A 15,784-nucleotide genomic window follows, 5' to 3' on the forward strand; every position below is an offset into this window, starting at 1 on the left:
ACTGCAATGTGGGTAATATCCTCATATCAATGGATGTATAACTATTACAACAAGTAGGACAAAAATGGCAAAACAAACATTCAAATGGATCGAGGTTAAAAAATCAAGACTTGACCTTAGTTGTGCACAGGTGGATATATCCCATTTAAACAAAAAAGGTGTTGATTTAGAATGGAATCGTTTGGAAAAAAAATATCCAAATCATCTAATGTGTGAAGTATCTAGTAAAAGAGATTTAGCGCCTCATTTTTTTGAGAATGATCCTAAGTAAAGAGTAAGTAAAAAGTTTAATAAAAATTTAAGTAAAAATGGAAATCAAAGGTAAAGTACATGAGATCGGCGATACTCAGCAGGTAACCGAGTCTTTCAAAAAACGCGATATGATTGTCGCTTATGCTGAGAATCCGCAATTTGTGGAGTACCTGAAGTTCGAAGCGACTCAGGACAATACAAGCAAGTTCGATAACCTATCAGTAGGTGATGAGGTTGAGGTATCTTTCAATCTTCGTGGCCGGCCATGGACAAATAAGGATGGTGTAACCACCTATTTCAATAGTCTTGTGGCATGGAGAGTAACCAAGCTCGGTGCAGGATCAGTCCCTGCAGCAGCGCCGGCACCTGTTGACCTTAATTCGGGAGGAGGCGACGATGACGACTTACCATTCTAAAAGGATGGTAGGCAGAACCCAAGTACATGACAATTTCGATAACCACAAAGAAACTGACGATGGTTGGGCGGCTGCCTACCAAGGTCAAATATAATTAAATTTTTTGATTATGCCTTACTTAACAGAGGATATAGTGTTGTATGTGAATCCAAGTGTTTTACTTGGAAAGAAGGGTGATGAAGTAAGAGTAATAGACAAAAGAGGCCATGTTCTGTTAGTGCAGGACATGGCCATTTCTAAGCCAGCATACTCAATAACCACAAAGAGTATAACGGACCACAAAGATAATCAATCTCCTGAGTCCGTCAAAATAACCACAAAAAATAACGACAATGATAGTAACAAGGGACGAATGGAACGCAGCGCACCTGGCGCAAAAGGGAGTGGGGCTCAGAGTCGCAAAAGAACTCCAAAAGATATCCAAAATAAAGCGGTACCCGAACAATCCTTATCCTTGTTTGGATAAATGGTCAGACCGCAAGGCAAACGATCTCACAAAGGCTATAATTAGCTTCCTTAGGCTCATCGGATATCAGGCTGAACGTGTCAGCTCATCGGGACGGGTAATAAGCAATCAGAAGACGGTAACCAATGTAATTGGGCAGATGAGGGTAGTAGGATCAGTGCAGTATATCCCGCCAACATCAACTAACGGTACCGCGGATGTATCTGCTACCATTGAGGGCATGAGTGTAAAGATTGAGGTCAAGATCGGAAAGGATAAGCAATCGGATGATCAGAAGATCTACCAAAAGGCTGTTGAGGATGCGGGGGGTATTTACTGGATAGCAAAGGACTTCCAGTCTTTCTATGATTGGGTAATAAAATTGATAGCACATCTTAAAACACAGCGCGATGCCATTAGATTTAGTTCATAGCATAAATGAGGAGTTTCCGGATGATGACAACTCAAAGGCTGCCATTACTGAACTTGTTCTATCGAGCATCATTCCACAGGGTATAGAGATCCCACGTCCTGATAGTGTATTTGAGCTGTCGGGCATTCCTGTATTTACCAAGAAATCCATTTCAACGATCATCGGTAAAGCCAAGGTAGGTAAGACAACAGCAACAGCATGGCTGGTGGCCCAGTGTATCGGCCGTGGACTTACCGTGTTATGGCTTGATACGGAGCAGGGTGACTATTACGGAAGCCGGACACAGTTCTGGATTCTCAATATAGCCGGCACGGAAACCTGTGATAGCTTCAAATATCTTGACGTACGAAGGTATAATCCAAAGGAACGCTATGAGATCATCCAGGAGGCTATAACTATGTTCAACCCTGACCTTGTTATCATAGATGGTATAAAGGATCTTGTATACGATATAAACAGCCCTGATGAAGCTACTATACGTAGTGGTGATATCATGAGACTGTCCATAGACAACGATTGCCATATCCTTACGGTTCTGCATACCAACAAAGGGAATGATCAGGCTAGAGGGCATTTGGGCACTGAGATGGTAAACAAGTCGGAGACGGTTATATCTGTTAACAAGGATGATTATGGTAATGTGGTATGTTCACCTGAATACACACGTTCTGAGCCGTTCCAGGAGTTCGCTTTCGAACGTGATAGTTATGGTATACCACAGCTTATTCAGAACTATATGGGGCATGTGGAAGTAAGTGTGGGCAAAAGATCGATACAGCCATCGGATTATACGTTGGATGAGCATCGATTGATGTTGAAATTGGTATTCCAGAACGATCCTAAAATGAAATATTCTGACTTGGTTAATGGTATTATTGCAGGATATGGTACCCATGGTATTAACATTGGAGTTGCTAAAGCTAAGGCATTTATAGAGCACCTAAAGCAGCAAAATGTTATACATGGTGAAAAGGAGTGGAAGAATACTTTTTATAGTCTAATAGGCAGGCAATCAGATCTTTAGGATCATGGTTCAGATCATGGTTCAAGTAGTATTTTTTATCATGGTTCAAGTATCATGGTTCAAGTAATTAAAAGTATTGAACCATGATACTATAAATAAGTGTTTATCAGTGTTTTAGTTTCATGGTTCAACAATATAAGTTTAATTGAACCACGAACAGTTATCATGGTTCAGGTTCAAGTACCCTTATATATATAAAGGGTACTTGAACCACGATAACCCTGAACCGTGATAAAAGGAGGATAATTATGCCAGTAGATTTCGAATATAAACTTGACACGGGCAGCAAAAAGTTTGAGTGCCCTAACTGCGGAAAGAAAACATTTGTTCGGTACCGTGACATCAAAGGAAACTACCTGATGACAAATGACGGAAGATGCGACCGGGAAATACATTGCGGATACCTGAGCATACCAAATATTGAAAAGGTAATAGTGGAGCCTAAGCAGGTGAGCAAAAAACCACTGATGTTCATTGACTATGAAGATGCAATCAAGACTTCTTATAAACTTGAGCAAAATACATTGATTAGGTATTTCATTGAGAAGCTAGGAGCACAGGCGACGGTTGACCTGATATCAAAATACCGTATTGGTATGGACCAGTCCAATCCCAGTACGATCAATTGGACAATATGGTGGCAGTTTGATGTTCAGGACAGATGCCGTGGTGGTAAACTGATGAAATATAATCCGGATGGACATAGGGACAAATCACAGTCGTCCACCTGGTATCATAAGTTAAATCAAAAATACAACGCGTTTGAGGTAACACAGTGCTATTTTGGCGAACATTTGATATCAGAGTACCCAAACAAAAGGATCGCTATTGTAGAGAGCGAGAAAACGGCCTGTATTGCTTCGGTATTTCTGCCTGACTTCATTTGGCTAGCTAGCGGATCTGTTGGGGGATTGGGCTATGATAAGTCGAAAGTACTTAAACACCGTAATGTGACGCTGTTTCCTGACTTAGGAGCATTCGACAAATGGAAGGTTAAGGCTCAGGAGTATGGTTGGAATATCAGCCGTATACTTGAGGATAGAGCAACGGCTGAGGAAAGGGAACAAGGTTTAGATTTAGCGGACTACTTGGTGTAATCGGATATTTTGCTGATGACCTCCTTAAGCACCTCTTTGGCTCTTGCTTCGTCATCCTCAGTCACACGCTGCACACCAGATTTGTTTTGGGTTCCTGCAAGCTTATTGCCTAGCTTGATCCTTGCATTCTTACTATCGGGCCACATTAGCCTAGCTAACTCCGCCTTAGTGATAATCGGGTTTTCGTCTAAAAACGTCTTTAAGTCCATAAAACAAAGGTATGAAAAAATATATTACAAAAAATATATATTTTGTTTGGATTATATATTACAAATGTTATATATTTGTAGAGTAAACAAAAACAAAAAAAGTTATGAAGTTATTTGAATTGCAAAAAGGTCAAAAGTTCCGTTTCCTGGATAAGTTAAAAGGGAAGACCTTTAAATTAGATTACAAGGAAAAGAAAAGCCTTATGATCGAGGAACTGGAAACCGGAAAGCGTAACCGGATCTACCACTACACCAAAAAGTACAACATGGAAGTGGAACCAGTAGACGGAAGCCGATCGGTGGTTATAGACGACAAGGAAGCTGATCAGTTACTTGAAATCCTACAAGAAGCTTACAAGCTATCAGCTGAGAAAGGAGAGCCGGAGGAAGTAAGATCAAGGATCAACAAGTTGTACAAGAAAATTAAAGGATAAAATAAAAGGGCGGTGTAAAAGCCGCCTTATTTAAATTATATTTGTATTATGGAAAATGGTAACAATACAGGCATTTATAAATTTTTGGACTATGATAAGTTTATAGATGCTTTTCTGAATGTTTATATTTTATTCATCAATAACCATATTCAACCAAAGGATGTAAAAGTTTTGTATTCAGAAATTTCACTTGAACGTATAAAAAGCATGAGTAAAAGACAATGGCATAAATTTATGTCCCATCCTCTTAACGGCGTTCATAATGGCGAACAGTTATTCGTATTAGGTATAAAATTGCCTTTAGAACCTACCAGCCCTTATAATGATAAGATAATTTTTTATACAGATAACAGCTGTTATGAGGGTGGTATAATTACTGAAATAAATTTAAAAGACTTAGAAATGTAACTTCATAACTTACCACATAACTATGGCCCCTTCTGAAAAGTTGGGGCTTTTTTATTATACTACATTTTGTAGTATAAACTTTATTGGTTAAATTTGTGTTGGAGGTAAATTATAATGGCAAAGAACGGGAATATCCATCCTACACGTATTTTCAAGACACCTGAAGAACTTGAAGCAGCATTTGAGCTGTTCAAGGAAGATCTTATTGAACAGGGTAAAGAATGGATGAACGTTCAGTATGTCGGAAAGGATGCCAACCGTGTATCTGATCCAATGAAAGTACCAATGACCCTAGAAGGATTCAAACGTTTCTGTAGAACGAATTATGGTGATGTACAGAATTACTTTGATAATTATGATGGCCTTTATGGAGACTTCACAGTTATCTGTTCGCGTATAAGGGAAGAAATCAGGGAGAATCAGATCATAGGTGGATTGCTTGGTGTTTACAATGCCAGCATCACACAGCGTTTAAATGGTCTTTCAGATAAACAGGAGATCAAAGCAGAGGTGAAAGCGGATGTGACGACAGAAGCCAAAATTGACCTATCCAAGTTATCATTAGAAGAAAAGATTACGCTGAGGGATTTGCAGAAGAAAGTGAGAGGGGATGACAGCGGAGGAACTACTATCGATTGATGAAGATCAACTCACAGCCGATATATGTCGGGAATCGTTCTTTGAGTTTGTAAAAGAGTTTTGGAGTGTAATCATTCCTGAGATGCCTGTATACAACTGGCATATTCCATTTTTATGTGAAAAACTACAGGAAACAGTACTTAGGGTAAAAGGAAGACAGGATAAGCTATATGACGAGATTATCAACATTCCCCCAGGCACGACCAAATCAACGATATGTACTGTTATGTTGCCAGCATGGGCATGGACTGTTGATCCAACACTACGTATAATCACAGGGTCTTATTCGGCCTCATTAGCTACAGACCATGCGGTTAAGTCACGTGATATCATTAAGTCAGAGAAGTACAGGCGGTTGTTTCCTGAGGTTCAGATCAAGAAGGACCAGGATAATAAGACGCAGTACAAGAATACCAAGAACGGCGAACGTTACGCCACATCTGTAGGTGGTACGATAACCGGTATACACGCTCACTTGATTATCATTGATGATCCGCTCAACCCTAAACAGGCATCTAGTGATGTCGAACGGTCGAGTGCTAACGAATGGATGGATACAACGCTGTCAAGCCGTAAGGTTAATAAGGCTGTTACACCAACTGTTCTAGTGATGCAGCGATTACATGAGCTAGATCCAACAGGTAATTGGACGAGTAAGAAGGGAAAGGCACTAAGGTGGTTTAAACTGCCAGGGCGTATCACTTCGAAAGTTCGTCCAGTACCCGAGGAACTATCAGAAAGATATGTTGATGGTCTACTCGATCCTGTTAGGCTTTCTGACGCTGTTTTAAAGGATCAGAGGCTCGATCTAGGTGAATATGGGTATGCAGGTCAGTTCGACCAAGATCCGGCTCCTTCCGATGGTGGTATCTGGAAAAGGTGGATTATCCCAATTGATGATCATGTACTGGATGGTATGCTTGCTCAGAATCAGATAAAGAAGATAGGAACCGATTGGGATTTGGCCTACACTGAAAATGATAAGAACAGTGCGAGTGCATTTGTCACTGCAGGGGAATATGAAAAGAACATGTACATCACTGATATGGGCTTTGATTGGCTTGAGTTCCCAAAGTTGATCGATTACATGAAGAAACGAAAGTCACCACATTACATTGAGGCTAAAGCAAGTGGTAAGTCTGCTAAACAGACTTTAGTCAACCAAGGTATTGCAGCTAAAGAAGTCAAGGTAATAGGTGGTGACAAGGAAGCTAGGGCACACATGGCAACTCCATACGCTGAACGTGGTTCGGTTTACTGCAGGGCTTCATTGCTTGAGTTCTTATACACATGTGAAAGACAAGGTATATTGAAGTTTCCAAACAATGAACATGATGACTTACAAGATGCTCTAGTGCAAGCGGTTCAAAGAATATTAGGTAAAAAAGCAATGTTTGTAGTATAACACCAAGAAATATGGTAGATATAGTGAAAGGGATTAGGTCACTCATGAGTGGTGGCAGTGTGAAAGGGAATGGTCTACCATATCCCTCTTGGCAGTTTATAGGGGATATGTGGGTGCAGATGAATGACGATGGCCGTAACTACATCAACAAGGCATGGAAGGCAAACTCCTATATCCGGGCGATTACGGACCATATAGCTGACAAAGCAAGTGACGCACCGGTTACCGTATACCGGATCAAGGACAAGAAGAAAGCAGCGGCATTCCAGGCGATCACCAAAGGTCAGTGGAGTGACGAAGTATTCAAGAAAGCAATGGTGCTTAAAGCTCAGGCATTTGATGAAATAGAAGGCCATGAGTTCGCTAATCTCATTAACGGTAAACCGAACACCTATCAAACAGGAAAACAGCTTAGACGTGAGCTACACGGCTATAAGATCGTCACAGGTAACAGTTACATGTATGCATCGGTATTGGGAGGTAACTATTCAGATGGTTTTGCTCCTGTGCGGTTGTGGTGTATTCCGTCGCCTTGTGTCAATATCGTTGCAGGTGACAGGACTAATCCAGTCAAAGGCTACAAAGTAAGTTATTATGCTGATGATGCTATTGATCCAAAACAAATAGCCCATTTCAAGGAGTTAAACCTAGTTGCTGATGTTACGGGTAACCAGTGGCTTTATGGCCTTGGTCGTCTTAGTTCGGGGCGTGCTACTGTTGGCCAGTTTGAGCAGGCAGAAAGAGCACAGGGGACGTTGTTCAAGAATATGGGACCCATTGGTATTATATCAGGTAATGCTGACAATGGACCAGACGAAGAAACAGCAATATCAATTCAAGATAAGTTTGAGCAGAAACATACAGGTGTAGTGAATGGCGGAAAGTTGGTAGTAACCCCTGCCGATGTAAAGTTTACAGCATTAGGCATCAGTCCTGTTGATCTTAACCTCATAGAAGCCAAAGGAGACCTTCTACAGGAGTTATGTGCGTTGTTGTATAACTATCCGAAAGAACGTATTACAGGAAGCCAAAACACGGCATCACAAGGACAGGCAGATAAGCAGGTGATAACATCATGTGTATTACCATTGCTACGTGACTTCGATGATACGATGACTTTCTATGTAAGGGAGGCTTATGGTGATGACTCACTTGTTGTGATCAGCGATACCCAATATTACCCTGAGTTACAGCAGAACATGAAGGAGCTTGCAGAATGGCTAGGTACTGCTTGGTGGATTAAGGTTAACGAGAAGCGCCGTGCCATGGATTACGATGAGGTTCCTGATGGTGATGTGATGTTGGTCCCTATGGGCATGGCTCCATTTGCTGATGTGGTCAATCCAGGGACTGAGGTTGATTTGAATTTGTTGGATGAAAATGATGCACTTTAAATAAAATAAAAATGAAAACACTTAGAAAACTAGTAGTACTAATCCAGTATGTATTGTTTGCTCTTAAAAGGATTAATAGACCTCATTTAGGAGATATTGTTATTTACAAAGGGGAAAGCGCAATGCTGATACAGGGCGCTATGGATCCATATTGGAGCTTAATGCAGGACAAAGAAAGAGTTGACAAAGTACATGTGTCAGAATTCAAACTAATGTTCCCAATCAAAGGCAGAATTGAACGTTTCAAGGAATCTTTAAAGTTTCAAATGGGATATTGGTATCTGATAGATACTAATAAGTCTAATTTATTCAATCGTATTTCATATAGATCCAGCTAACAATGAAAATAAAACTGCTAAAGGATCACGTACTTGGCAAGGCTGGTGATGTGATAGAGGAAACTGAGGAAAAGGCCAAATATCTAGTGCGATGTAATGTTGCTGAGGTAGTTACTGAGGATAAGCCGAAGCCGAAAACTAAAGTTAAGAAGAAATGAAACAGAAACTATTAGTCGGAGTATCGGGAGTGCTCACAGCACGTCAAGAACAGATCATCAAGGAAAAGATCAATGCATCTGTTCCCGATGTTGAGGTTGTCTGTGTGCCTTTTATGGTGGGTAGTCATTTGATTGATGCTTATGATGCTTATTTTGAGGTAAAAGGTAATACATCTGCATTAAAAACAAATAATAACAGGAACAAATGAAACAAGTAGAACAATTTAGCTTACTGATAGCATTCTTTATGCTTGTGGTAATCATTGGGCTTGGCCTATGGCAGGCTATCTGCTATTTACCTGAGCTTTACCATGCACCCAGTGCGCTATTGGTGCTTTGTCTTTTGGTTTATGGTGTGTGCCGAGTGATGAGAGGGGGGTAGATGATGACACCAAAACTACCACTACCAAAGAAAGATCCTATAACAGCTCAAGAAAACTGCTTAAAACTTACTGGTGATCTATGGAATGAATTACAAAGCATTTTAGCTATTGATGATGTGCATCCTGATGATATGAACGATTTGAGGCATCATATTCATGCTATTCAAAATATTCTATATACACAACTGTATATAAAAAAACACGGTCAGTTATGAACCCAAAAACAATCCATAGAGAGTTCCTGCAACGTCAAGGAGTGTACGAAAGGCGATATGCCCGCTTGTTCCTTGCTGTACTCAAAAAGCAATACAAGGAAGCTGCAGCAGCATATCCAAGTCAGTACACTGTGAACCCTGAGGATTACAGGCCGGTGCTCATAAAGCTTTATACTGAGGTATTGCCGAGGGAAGCGGAGCAGGCATGGAAAGACTTTGTTAAGCCACTTGCTAGTGATCGTAAGGACTTCTTTGATACACTGATGCAGATACTTGGTATTACGACACCGGAAGGCGAATGGATAAGGATTTGGCGCGATACAGCAAGAGAATGGCTAAACCTCAATATCCTTACCAAGATCCAGGATATTGCACAGACGACACAGCGAGCTATTGCCAAGGTTGTAGAGGATAAGCTCAATGATCCTGAAGGAAGCAGTATCGCAGAGATCAGCAAGTCCATTGAACAGGCCGCAGATGGTGAAGTCAACCAGCAGCGGGCGGTGCTCATTGCTCGCACCGAGACAATGCAGGCGATGAATAAGGGCAGAAGGCTGTCAATGATGTCGTCTAATCTACTCTGGCAAAAGAAATGGCTAGATACACCGGATAAGCGCACAAGGCTGTCACATCGCCTTATTGCAACTGAGAATTATCGCAATCTGGAAGATCCGTATTGGCTTATCAATAAGAATGGACAACTGGAACAGGGGCAATATCCAGGTGATCCAGTACTGAGTGCTGAAAACGTTATCAATTGTCGCTGTACCGAAATGTATGAGGTATTGAGGGATGAAGAGGGAAGGCCAGTAAGGCGCAATAGTCCGATACCTGTTGAAAGTTTAGCGGTAAATATTTAAACTACAATTTGTAGTATAAATAAATTTTGCTACATTTGATATAAATGTTAGTGTTTAAAAGTTTTGATTTTGGATTGAATCTAATTATTTTAGTATTTCACAAAGAAATAAGATTATGAGAAATCAGATTCAAACATTGCAAGAATTGAAAACTAAGATCAAGTCATTGGAAATTAAAGCTAATAACAAGAATCTTGAAGCTGACTTTATAAGAATTAATAAAACAGTTGAAGGGCTGATAAAAGAATTAGATAGTAAGAATAAAAGGCTATCATAAAAAGACATCTTTTCATAATTTAGGTTTATAATTGGTTAGTTTAAAGCTCTGGTGCCCATCACCAGGGCTTTTTTTATGAAAAAAATAAAAATATTTTATACTACATATTGTAGTATAAGAATTTTGTATTATATTTGGTTAGTGCTGAGGGATTTTTGTGAGTTTGATTTTTAATTACTCTTGTGGAGGAAGCCCTAATAGCAATGTTAGGGCTTTTTTATTGTGATGTATGGGCATGTTGGAGTATAAGGATTTTGAAGGTGGAATTGTTGATGTAGATTCAAATTCTCGCCGTATTGTAGCCAATTGGTCAGGTCTTGGTAACAAAGACTTTGACGATGATGTCATTCATAAGAATGCATTCGATAAGACCATTAAAGAACGTGGTCCCCAGGGGAAAAACCTAATCTATCACATTATTGACCACTGGGCTTCCATTAAAAACATTGTTGGATCAGTTCAACAGTTATCAATTGTTGGTAATCACCTTCAGGCTGTAACCATCGCCTCTGATACCACACTTGGTAATGATGTATTGAAATTGTACCAGGATGGTGTTATCAAGCAGCACAGCGTTGGATTTAGACCTATTGAGGTTGAGAAGTTCCCTGAATACCGATTGATTAAACAGATCCAATTGTTTGAGGGATCATCTGTGTTATGGGGTGCCAACGAAGATACTTACACTGTTAGTGTGGGTAAATCACTATTGAAGAATCCGCAGGATGTTATGGACGAGTTAGACAACTTGTACAAGGCATTCCGTGATGGGACATACTCTGATGAGACATTCGGTCTATTGGAGATAAGAATCAAAACTATTCAAAAAGCAATATCTGAATTTCTTGCGCCGGCCAATGAAGGCCACGCGGGTGGGTCGCACATTGGTAGCACCGGTTTGGATGAGAGTAAAAAACTATTAGTTGAATTAAAAAATACATTCAAATGGAATTAGACGTATTAGTGCAGGAGGTAAAGACGGGATTAGAAACGTTTAAAACCGATGCTAACAAGACTATTCAGGAGCAAAAAACGGCAATTGATGATTTAGTTGCCAAATTCTCCAAGATTGAGGAAATGGGTGGATTATCTACTGATTTAGAAGCCCTAAAAAAAGACTTTCAAACATTCGTAGTAGAATATAAAGAGGGTGGTAAAGGTAAAGATAAAAATGTCTCTGACTTTAAAACTTCTTTTGGTACTATGATCATGGAAGGCAAAGACAAGTTTGCCGGTCATGCTGAAAAGTCAACAGAAAAGTTGGATTTCAATATGGAGTTGAAAGACATGGATTTCGACAATTTTACTGCTGGAGCGTATGATAAGCTAACATCACAATTGTTACCTGGAATTTATGCAACACCTTGGGATCAACTTTGGTTACGTAATATCTTACCTAACATTTCTACAACAAGTAAAACTATTGACTATCTACAGGAAAATCCAACCGCAAATGCCACAGCAGGAGCAGCTGCTATTTGGGATGGTGAGGCTGCAGTGGCTGAGTTGTTATCAAAACAAGAAGTTGACTTCAACTTTGAGGACAAATCAGCTAAAGTTCAATGGATTGCTGGTATTACTCGTATAAAGCGTGAGATGTTGGATGATGTTAATTTCTTAAGTACTTACATCCCGCAGCAATTGGTTTACGGTAAACGAGGTTTATTCATGGCTGAGAATGCGATGATATTAGCTACGCTGAATGCCAACTCTACACCTTATGACAATGGTGCTGGAGCAAATGCCCCATTGGTTGAGAAGGTTTATGATGCTACTCAAGGTCAATTAAAAGACAATTACCACATGCCTACACATATTCTTATGAATAACCGTGAGGCTTTGAAAATTCTATTTAACAAAGCGACAGGATCAGGTGAATATGATTTACCAGCAGGAGTAGTAACATTCGAAGGTGGAATTTTGCGAATAGGTGGTGTCCCAGTTATAGGATTGCCTCAATTTACAGCTGGAACTTTCTTCGCTATGGATGCTAGACAATCATTGTTTGCTAGCAGATTGTCCCCTGAAGTTCGATTCTTTGAGCAAGACCGTGACAACGTTATCAAAAACTTAATCACTGTACGTGCAGAGGAAAGAATCGCTACTCTGGTATTAGACAAAACATCGATCATCAAAGGCTCAACTGTTGTTACGCCTTAATCTTCATTCTTAATTAGGGGAGCTTAAAACCTCCCCTTCTTTGCAACATGGACTATTACAAAAACATAGATAAGATATGCGATATGCAGGTTAGTGGCAGTGATCGACCAGTAAGGGGTGTGGAATACCAGTTCCTTTCTGACTTAGCTGCTGAACCTGTTACGCTTGAAGATTTCAAAGCCCATTGCCGTGTTGATTACAACATGGATGATGCTTTGTTGAGCCGTTACTTAAAGGCAGCGCGTCAACACCTTGAAAGAGTAGCACAGCTATCCTTTGGTGAACGCACTGTAAGAATGACGGCCTTATCTATGGTTGATAACTGGAAGGTTATGTATGGTCCAGTTGATACGGTAACAGCACCTTATACCAAGTTTGGCAAAGACATCATAACCAACAGTGGTGGAACTGATGTGACTATAGAATACACTACCAAGTGGCCTATTGGTTTGCCTGAGGATATAGTAGTTGCTGTATGCCGGTATGGTGCTGGGCTGTATATGGTTCGTGAGAGTTTGGTATTCTCAGTAAACAATGTTATCCAGGAGCCTCAAAAGTTTCTAGATGAAGCTGAGAAAATGGTAATGAAGTACGGAAACGTAACCTTTTTGTAATGTACAAGCACAATAAAGATGATTTCAGCAAACCGATTAAACGAGCGGATAAACGTCCTAAGAGCCACAGAGGTAGAGTTACCAGACGGGAGCATCAGCAAGACTTGGACGATGTTACACTCTCCTTTTTGCGAAGTGGAGGAAAAAGACGCAAGTATTGATGTGATCGCCTCGCAGGATAATATTGGCCAAGTTGCCATATTCACTATGAGATATAATCCTGAGGTATTTTATCATATCGGTGACCGTATCGAATGGCGAGGAAGAAACTTCAAGATCCATTCATTCAATGTTGATTCACTGAGGACAAAAACTGTTATCATCGCGAGGATGCATAACGAAACAACACAGATGTAATGGCAAAAAGATTTGACATTAGGACTGATGGACTTGATAAGCTCATTAAAAAACTAGGTCCTAAAGGACAACGAGATCTCCTTGGTGAGGTATCAGCTGAGTTTGAAGTAAAGGCCAATGAAATAAGAAATGAAGCAGTTAGTAGGGTGTCTGTTGATCAGGGTTTTTTGAGAAATAGCATTAAAACTGATGGTAAAGATTTGACCTGGATGATAGATGTTACAGCAGACTATGCCAGTTATCAAGAATTCGGTACAAAGACATTGGCAAAAGTACCCCCTGACTTAAGGGATCTAGCTGTTTCTGTAAACTCAGGCAAAGCAAGTTACAAATCATTTAAACAAGCTATTGCGGAATGGATAAAAAGAAAGGGTATACCTGAACAGGCTTTATGGCCAATAATGGCTAAGATCATGAATATAGGTATCCATCCAAGACCATTTATGGGGCCAGCAATAAAAAAGGTTGAGCCGACAATTCAAAGAGATGTCAATGCAGTAATTCAAAGGTGGTTAGATAAATGAAAAACAAGAATGCAGAAATACGGACCGCTACACTATCTAAATTGCTTGGAAAGATAAAGCTCGGTGGTGTTGCACTGAAAGGATATGCGAAAATACCTCCAGTAAGCAACTCAGGTACCTATTACTACATTCCAACCCAACGCAGGGACAATGCAAGCAGTAAGCAGTATTTCAGTACTGATAATACGCTGCATGTTGAAATAGTATACAGGTCAGTTGATGGTACAGACTTTAATGTACTCGATGACTTAGAAGACCAGGTATTACAGATACTGGTTGTAAAAAATATGGTCGAAATGCCACAGATCATAGGATTGGTGGATTTTGACTACACAGGATCGGAAGATTTAACGGACCACGATGGAACGTACACCATATTGAGAAGGATTTTAATGTTTGATGTGTCGGTAGATGAAGGATAGGACTAAGCTTTACGGAAAGATGATGGGTGTGACTGCAGAAGGACAGTTCATCAGCTGTGAACTTGATTCAACACTCAACTTCGATAAAGATATGATACCGGTTTCATCGGTACAATCTGGAAAGTGGGCTGAATATGTCCCAGGTAAACGCAATTGGCAGATCACAGTCAACATGGCTTTGCTTAAATCAAGGGCACCTCAAGACTTTAAGACACTATTTGAAGCCTATTTGAATGACACTCTGCTGAATGTATCCTTCCGTACAAGACTTTCAGTTGATCAGTTCCTGATTTTTGAAGGTAAAGGGTACCTGAAATCAGGGGATGCTTCAGCACCGAGATCCGGTCTTGCAACAGGCAACATGGTGATCATTGGAAGCGGAATACTGAACATGGATTGGGAAGAGTTCTGGTTGATCATAAATGCTCAGCCGGCAAATGCAGACAAACCAACAATAGTAGATACAACAGAATGGAGCTAAACGGAAATATTGTGGTTGTGGGCAACAAAGTTGTATTAGTAAGCAATGTTTCAACAATCGACATAGAGAAAGATATCATTGATACCCCTACAGGTAAGCAGATGCTAAACCACCGAGTAGCGATCATTATAGATCCATTTGGGAAGTTATCGAAAGATGATAAGGTGCAAGTAGCTTGGAAAGGGGATGATGGCGTACAACGAAGCTATGACGGTGTGGTAACAAGATTCTCAGAAGTTAGGTGCACAGTAAAGTTGATTAACGACAATAATAATTACAAAGAAATAATAAGGAGGGCTAAGGAATGGCTAGTGTAGGGATTGCAGGTAAACTGCTTAGAGTGAAGATCGGGGATAAGTATTTCAAGTGCCAAGCCGATTGTACATTGAATTTTACGAACAACTATGATGAGGAGGAAGGCTGTAAGCCATCTGCTGAAACTATTCAATCTGAGGGAACATGGATCGAAAGGACATTAAACACCCAGGATTGGTCTGTTTCTGTAAATCAGCGAATGTTCCTAGATGATTTGGCAGGAGCTGAAGTTACTCCAGCTGACATCATCGCGATGAATATCGCTGGTAATGTTAATGCTGAGATTGAGGTTTGTACAACACCAGGGCAGCATGCTTTGGAGAACGAATATATTGTTACTGGTAATGTGGTAATTGGATCTATCAACCTTGAGGCTCCGATCACCGGTAAAGCAACAGCACAATATGAGTTCCCTGGTAATGGACAGCCAACTCAATCATTGGTACCTGTAGCGCCATAGTCATGGCTACTGAGGTAACAAAGGTCAAAAGGATAAACTCCACCCATGTTCATATATTCTATGA

Annotated in this window: 27 protein-coding genes; 26 read left to right on the forward strand and 1 reads right to left on the reverse strand. The window is 40.3% G+C overall.

The window, feature by feature from the left end; translation table 11 throughout:
• Positions 1-64: 64 nt before the first annotated feature.
• The 6 genes from AAH582_RS05290 (at position 65) to AAH582_RS05315 (ending at position 3,667) form a co-directional block, all read left to right on the forward strand.
• Positions 65-271 (forward strand): hypothetical protein, encoded by a 207-nt coding sequence (locus AAH582_RS05290; protein WP_343321393.1) that lies wholly within the window; start codon positions 65-67, stop codon positions 269-271.
• Between the two features lie 37 nt (positions 272-308).
• The gene (locus tag AAH582_RS05295) at positions 309-668 is read left to right on the forward strand and encodes a DUF3127 domain-containing protein (protein ID WP_343321394.1); all 360 of its coding nucleotides are present in this window, start codon (positions 309-311) and stop codon (positions 666-668) included.
• A 109-nt stretch (positions 669-777) separates the two neighbouring features.
• Positions 778-1,134 (forward strand): hypothetical protein, encoded by a 357-nt coding sequence (locus tag AAH582_RS05300; protein WP_343321395.1) that lies wholly within the window; start codon positions 778-780, stop codon positions 1,132-1,134.
• Positions 1,127-1,546, forward strand: coding sequence for a hypothetical protein (locus AAH582_RS05305; RefSeq protein WP_343321396.1), 420 nt, complete (start codon positions 1,127-1,129; stop codon positions 1,544-1,546). Before AAH582_RS05300 ends, AAH582_RS05305 begins: the two co-directional genes overlap by 8 nt.
• Positions 1,524-2,570: an AAA family ATPase gene (locus AAH582_RS05310; RefSeq protein WP_343321397.1), complete on the forward strand. Its 1,047-nt coding sequence runs from the start codon at positions 1,524-1,526 to the stop codon at positions 2,568-2,570. The genes AAH582_RS05305 and AAH582_RS05310 overlap by 23 nt, the downstream gene beginning before the upstream one ends.
• Before the next feature lie 248 nt (positions 2,571-2,818).
• Positions 2,819-3,667, forward strand: a complete 849-nt coding sequence (locus AAH582_RS05315) for a DUF6371 domain-containing protein (RefSeq protein ID WP_343321398.1) — start codon at positions 2,819-2,821, stop codon at positions 3,665-3,667.
• Here the strand turns inward: AAH582_RS05315 and AAH582_RS05320 are convergent.
• Positions 3,655-3,876, reverse strand: coding sequence for a hypothetical protein (locus tag AAH582_RS05320; protein WP_343321399.1), 222 nt, complete (start codon positions 3,874-3,876; stop codon positions 3,655-3,657). The genes AAH582_RS05315 and AAH582_RS05320 overlap by 13 nt on opposite strands.
• Before the next feature lie 104 nt (positions 3,877-3,980).
• Between AAH582_RS05320 and AAH582_RS05325 the strand changes: the two genes are divergently transcribed.
• From AAH582_RS05325 to AAH582_RS05420, 20 genes are all read left to right on the forward strand, one after another.
• A complete protein-coding gene (locus AAH582_RS05325) occupies positions 3,981-4,310 on the forward strand; it encodes a hypothetical protein (protein ID WP_343321400.1) in 330 nt (109 codons plus the stop codon).
• Between the two features lie 48 nt (positions 4,311-4,358).
• Positions 4,359-4,718: a hypothetical protein gene (locus tag AAH582_RS05330; RefSeq protein ID WP_343321401.1), complete on the forward strand. Its 360-nt coding sequence runs from the start codon at positions 4,359-4,361 to the stop codon at positions 4,716-4,718.
• Positions 4,719-4,832: 114 nt separating this feature from the next.
• A complete protein-coding gene (locus AAH582_RS05335; protein WP_343321402.1) occupies positions 4,833-5,357 on the forward strand; it encodes a terminase small subunit in 525 nt (174 codons plus the stop codon).
• Entirely contained in the window at positions 5,329-6,762 is a 1,434-nt protein-coding gene (locus AAH582_RS05340) for a hypothetical protein (protein WP_343321403.1), read from the forward strand. Before AAH582_RS05335 ends, AAH582_RS05340 begins: the two co-directional genes overlap by 29 nt.
• A gap of 11 nt (positions 6,763-6,773) precedes the next feature.
• A complete protein-coding gene (locus AAH582_RS05345; protein WP_343321404.1) occupies positions 6,774-8,156 on the forward strand; it encodes a phage portal protein in 1,383 nt (460 codons plus the stop codon).
• Positions 8,157-8,167: 11 nt separating this feature from the next.
• Positions 8,168-8,494: a hypothetical protein gene (locus tag AAH582_RS05350; protein ID WP_343321405.1), complete on the forward strand. Its 327-nt coding sequence runs from the start codon at positions 8,168-8,170 to the stop codon at positions 8,492-8,494.
• Positions 8,495-8,648: 154 nt separating this feature from the next.
• On the forward strand, positions 8,649-8,861 hold the full coding sequence (locus tag AAH582_RS05355) for a hypothetical protein (RefSeq protein WP_343321406.1): 213 nt from the start codon (positions 8,649-8,651) through the stop codon (positions 8,859-8,861).
• The gene (locus AAH582_RS05360) at positions 8,858-9,034 is read left to right on the forward strand and encodes a hypothetical protein (RefSeq protein ID WP_343321407.1); all 177 of its coding nucleotides are present in this window, start codon (positions 8,858-8,860) and stop codon (positions 9,032-9,034) included. Before AAH582_RS05355 ends, AAH582_RS05360 begins: the two co-directional genes overlap by 4 nt.
• The gene (locus tag AAH582_RS05365; RefSeq protein WP_343321408.1) at positions 9,035-9,250 is read left to right on the forward strand and encodes a hypothetical protein; all 216 of its coding nucleotides are present in this window, start codon (positions 9,035-9,037) and stop codon (positions 9,248-9,250) included.
• On the forward strand, positions 9,247-10,110 hold the full coding sequence (locus AAH582_RS05370) for a phage minor head protein (protein WP_343321409.1): 864 nt from the start codon (positions 9,247-9,249) through the stop codon (positions 10,108-10,110). Before AAH582_RS05365 ends, AAH582_RS05370 begins: the two co-directional genes overlap by 4 nt.
• A 115-nt stretch (positions 10,111-10,225) precedes the next feature.
• Positions 10,226-10,387, forward strand: a complete 162-nt coding sequence (locus AAH582_RS05375) for a hypothetical protein (protein WP_343321410.1) — start codon at positions 10,226-10,228, stop codon at positions 10,385-10,387.
• Between the two features lie 235 nt (positions 10,388-10,622).
• A complete protein-coding gene (locus tag AAH582_RS05380) occupies positions 10,623-11,342 on the forward strand; it encodes an HK97 family phage prohead protease (protein WP_343321411.1) in 720 nt (239 codons plus the stop codon).
• Complete coding sequence (locus AAH582_RS05385; protein ID WP_343321412.1) at positions 11,333-12,547, forward strand: phage major capsid protein; 1,215 nt, start codon at positions 11,333-11,335, stop codon at positions 12,545-12,547. Before AAH582_RS05380 ends, AAH582_RS05385 begins: the two co-directional genes overlap by 10 nt.
• A 47-nt stretch (positions 12,548-12,594) precedes the next feature.
• Complete coding sequence (locus AAH582_RS05390; RefSeq protein WP_343321413.1) at positions 12,595-13,161, forward strand: head-tail connector protein; 567 nt, start codon at positions 12,595-12,597, stop codon at positions 13,159-13,161.
• Positions 13,162-13,179: 18 nt separating this feature from the next.
• The gene (locus AAH582_RS05395) at positions 13,180-13,518 is read left to right on the forward strand and encodes a phage head completion protein (protein WP_343321414.1); all 339 of its coding nucleotides are present in this window, start codon (positions 13,180-13,182) and stop codon (positions 13,516-13,518) included.
• Positions 13,518-14,042, forward strand: coding sequence for an HK97-gp10 family putative phage morphogenesis protein (locus tag AAH582_RS05400; protein WP_343321415.1), 525 nt, complete (start codon positions 13,518-13,520; stop codon positions 14,040-14,042). The genes AAH582_RS05395 and AAH582_RS05400 overlap by 1 nt, the downstream gene beginning before the upstream one ends.
• Complete coding sequence (locus tag AAH582_RS05405; protein ID WP_343321416.1) at positions 14,039-14,464, forward strand: hypothetical protein; 426 nt, start codon at positions 14,039-14,041, stop codon at positions 14,462-14,464. The genes AAH582_RS05400 and AAH582_RS05405 overlap by 4 nt, the downstream gene beginning before the upstream one ends.
• Positions 14,454-14,945 carry a hypothetical protein gene (locus tag AAH582_RS05410; protein WP_343321417.1) on the forward strand — a complete coding sequence of 164 codons (492 nt, stop codon included), beginning with the start codon at positions 14,454-14,456 and terminating at the stop codon, positions 14,943-14,945. The genes AAH582_RS05405 and AAH582_RS05410 overlap by 11 nt, the downstream gene beginning before the upstream one ends.
• Positions 14,936-15,262 (forward strand): hypothetical protein, encoded by a 327-nt coding sequence (locus tag AAH582_RS05415; RefSeq protein ID WP_343321418.1) that lies wholly within the window; start codon positions 14,936-14,938, stop codon positions 15,260-15,262. The genes AAH582_RS05410 and AAH582_RS05415 overlap by 10 nt, the downstream gene beginning before the upstream one ends.
• A complete protein-coding gene (locus tag AAH582_RS05420; RefSeq protein ID WP_343321419.1) occupies positions 15,250-15,720 on the forward strand; it encodes a hypothetical protein in 471 nt (156 codons plus the stop codon). Before AAH582_RS05415 ends, AAH582_RS05420 begins: the two co-directional genes overlap by 13 nt.
• The last annotated feature ends 64 nt before the right edge of the window (positions 15,721-15,784 follow it).

This window comes from Sphingobacterium multivorum, assembly GCF_039511225.1.
GTDB lineage: Bacteria > Bacteroidota > Bacteroidia > Sphingobacteriales > Sphingobacteriaceae > Sphingobacterium.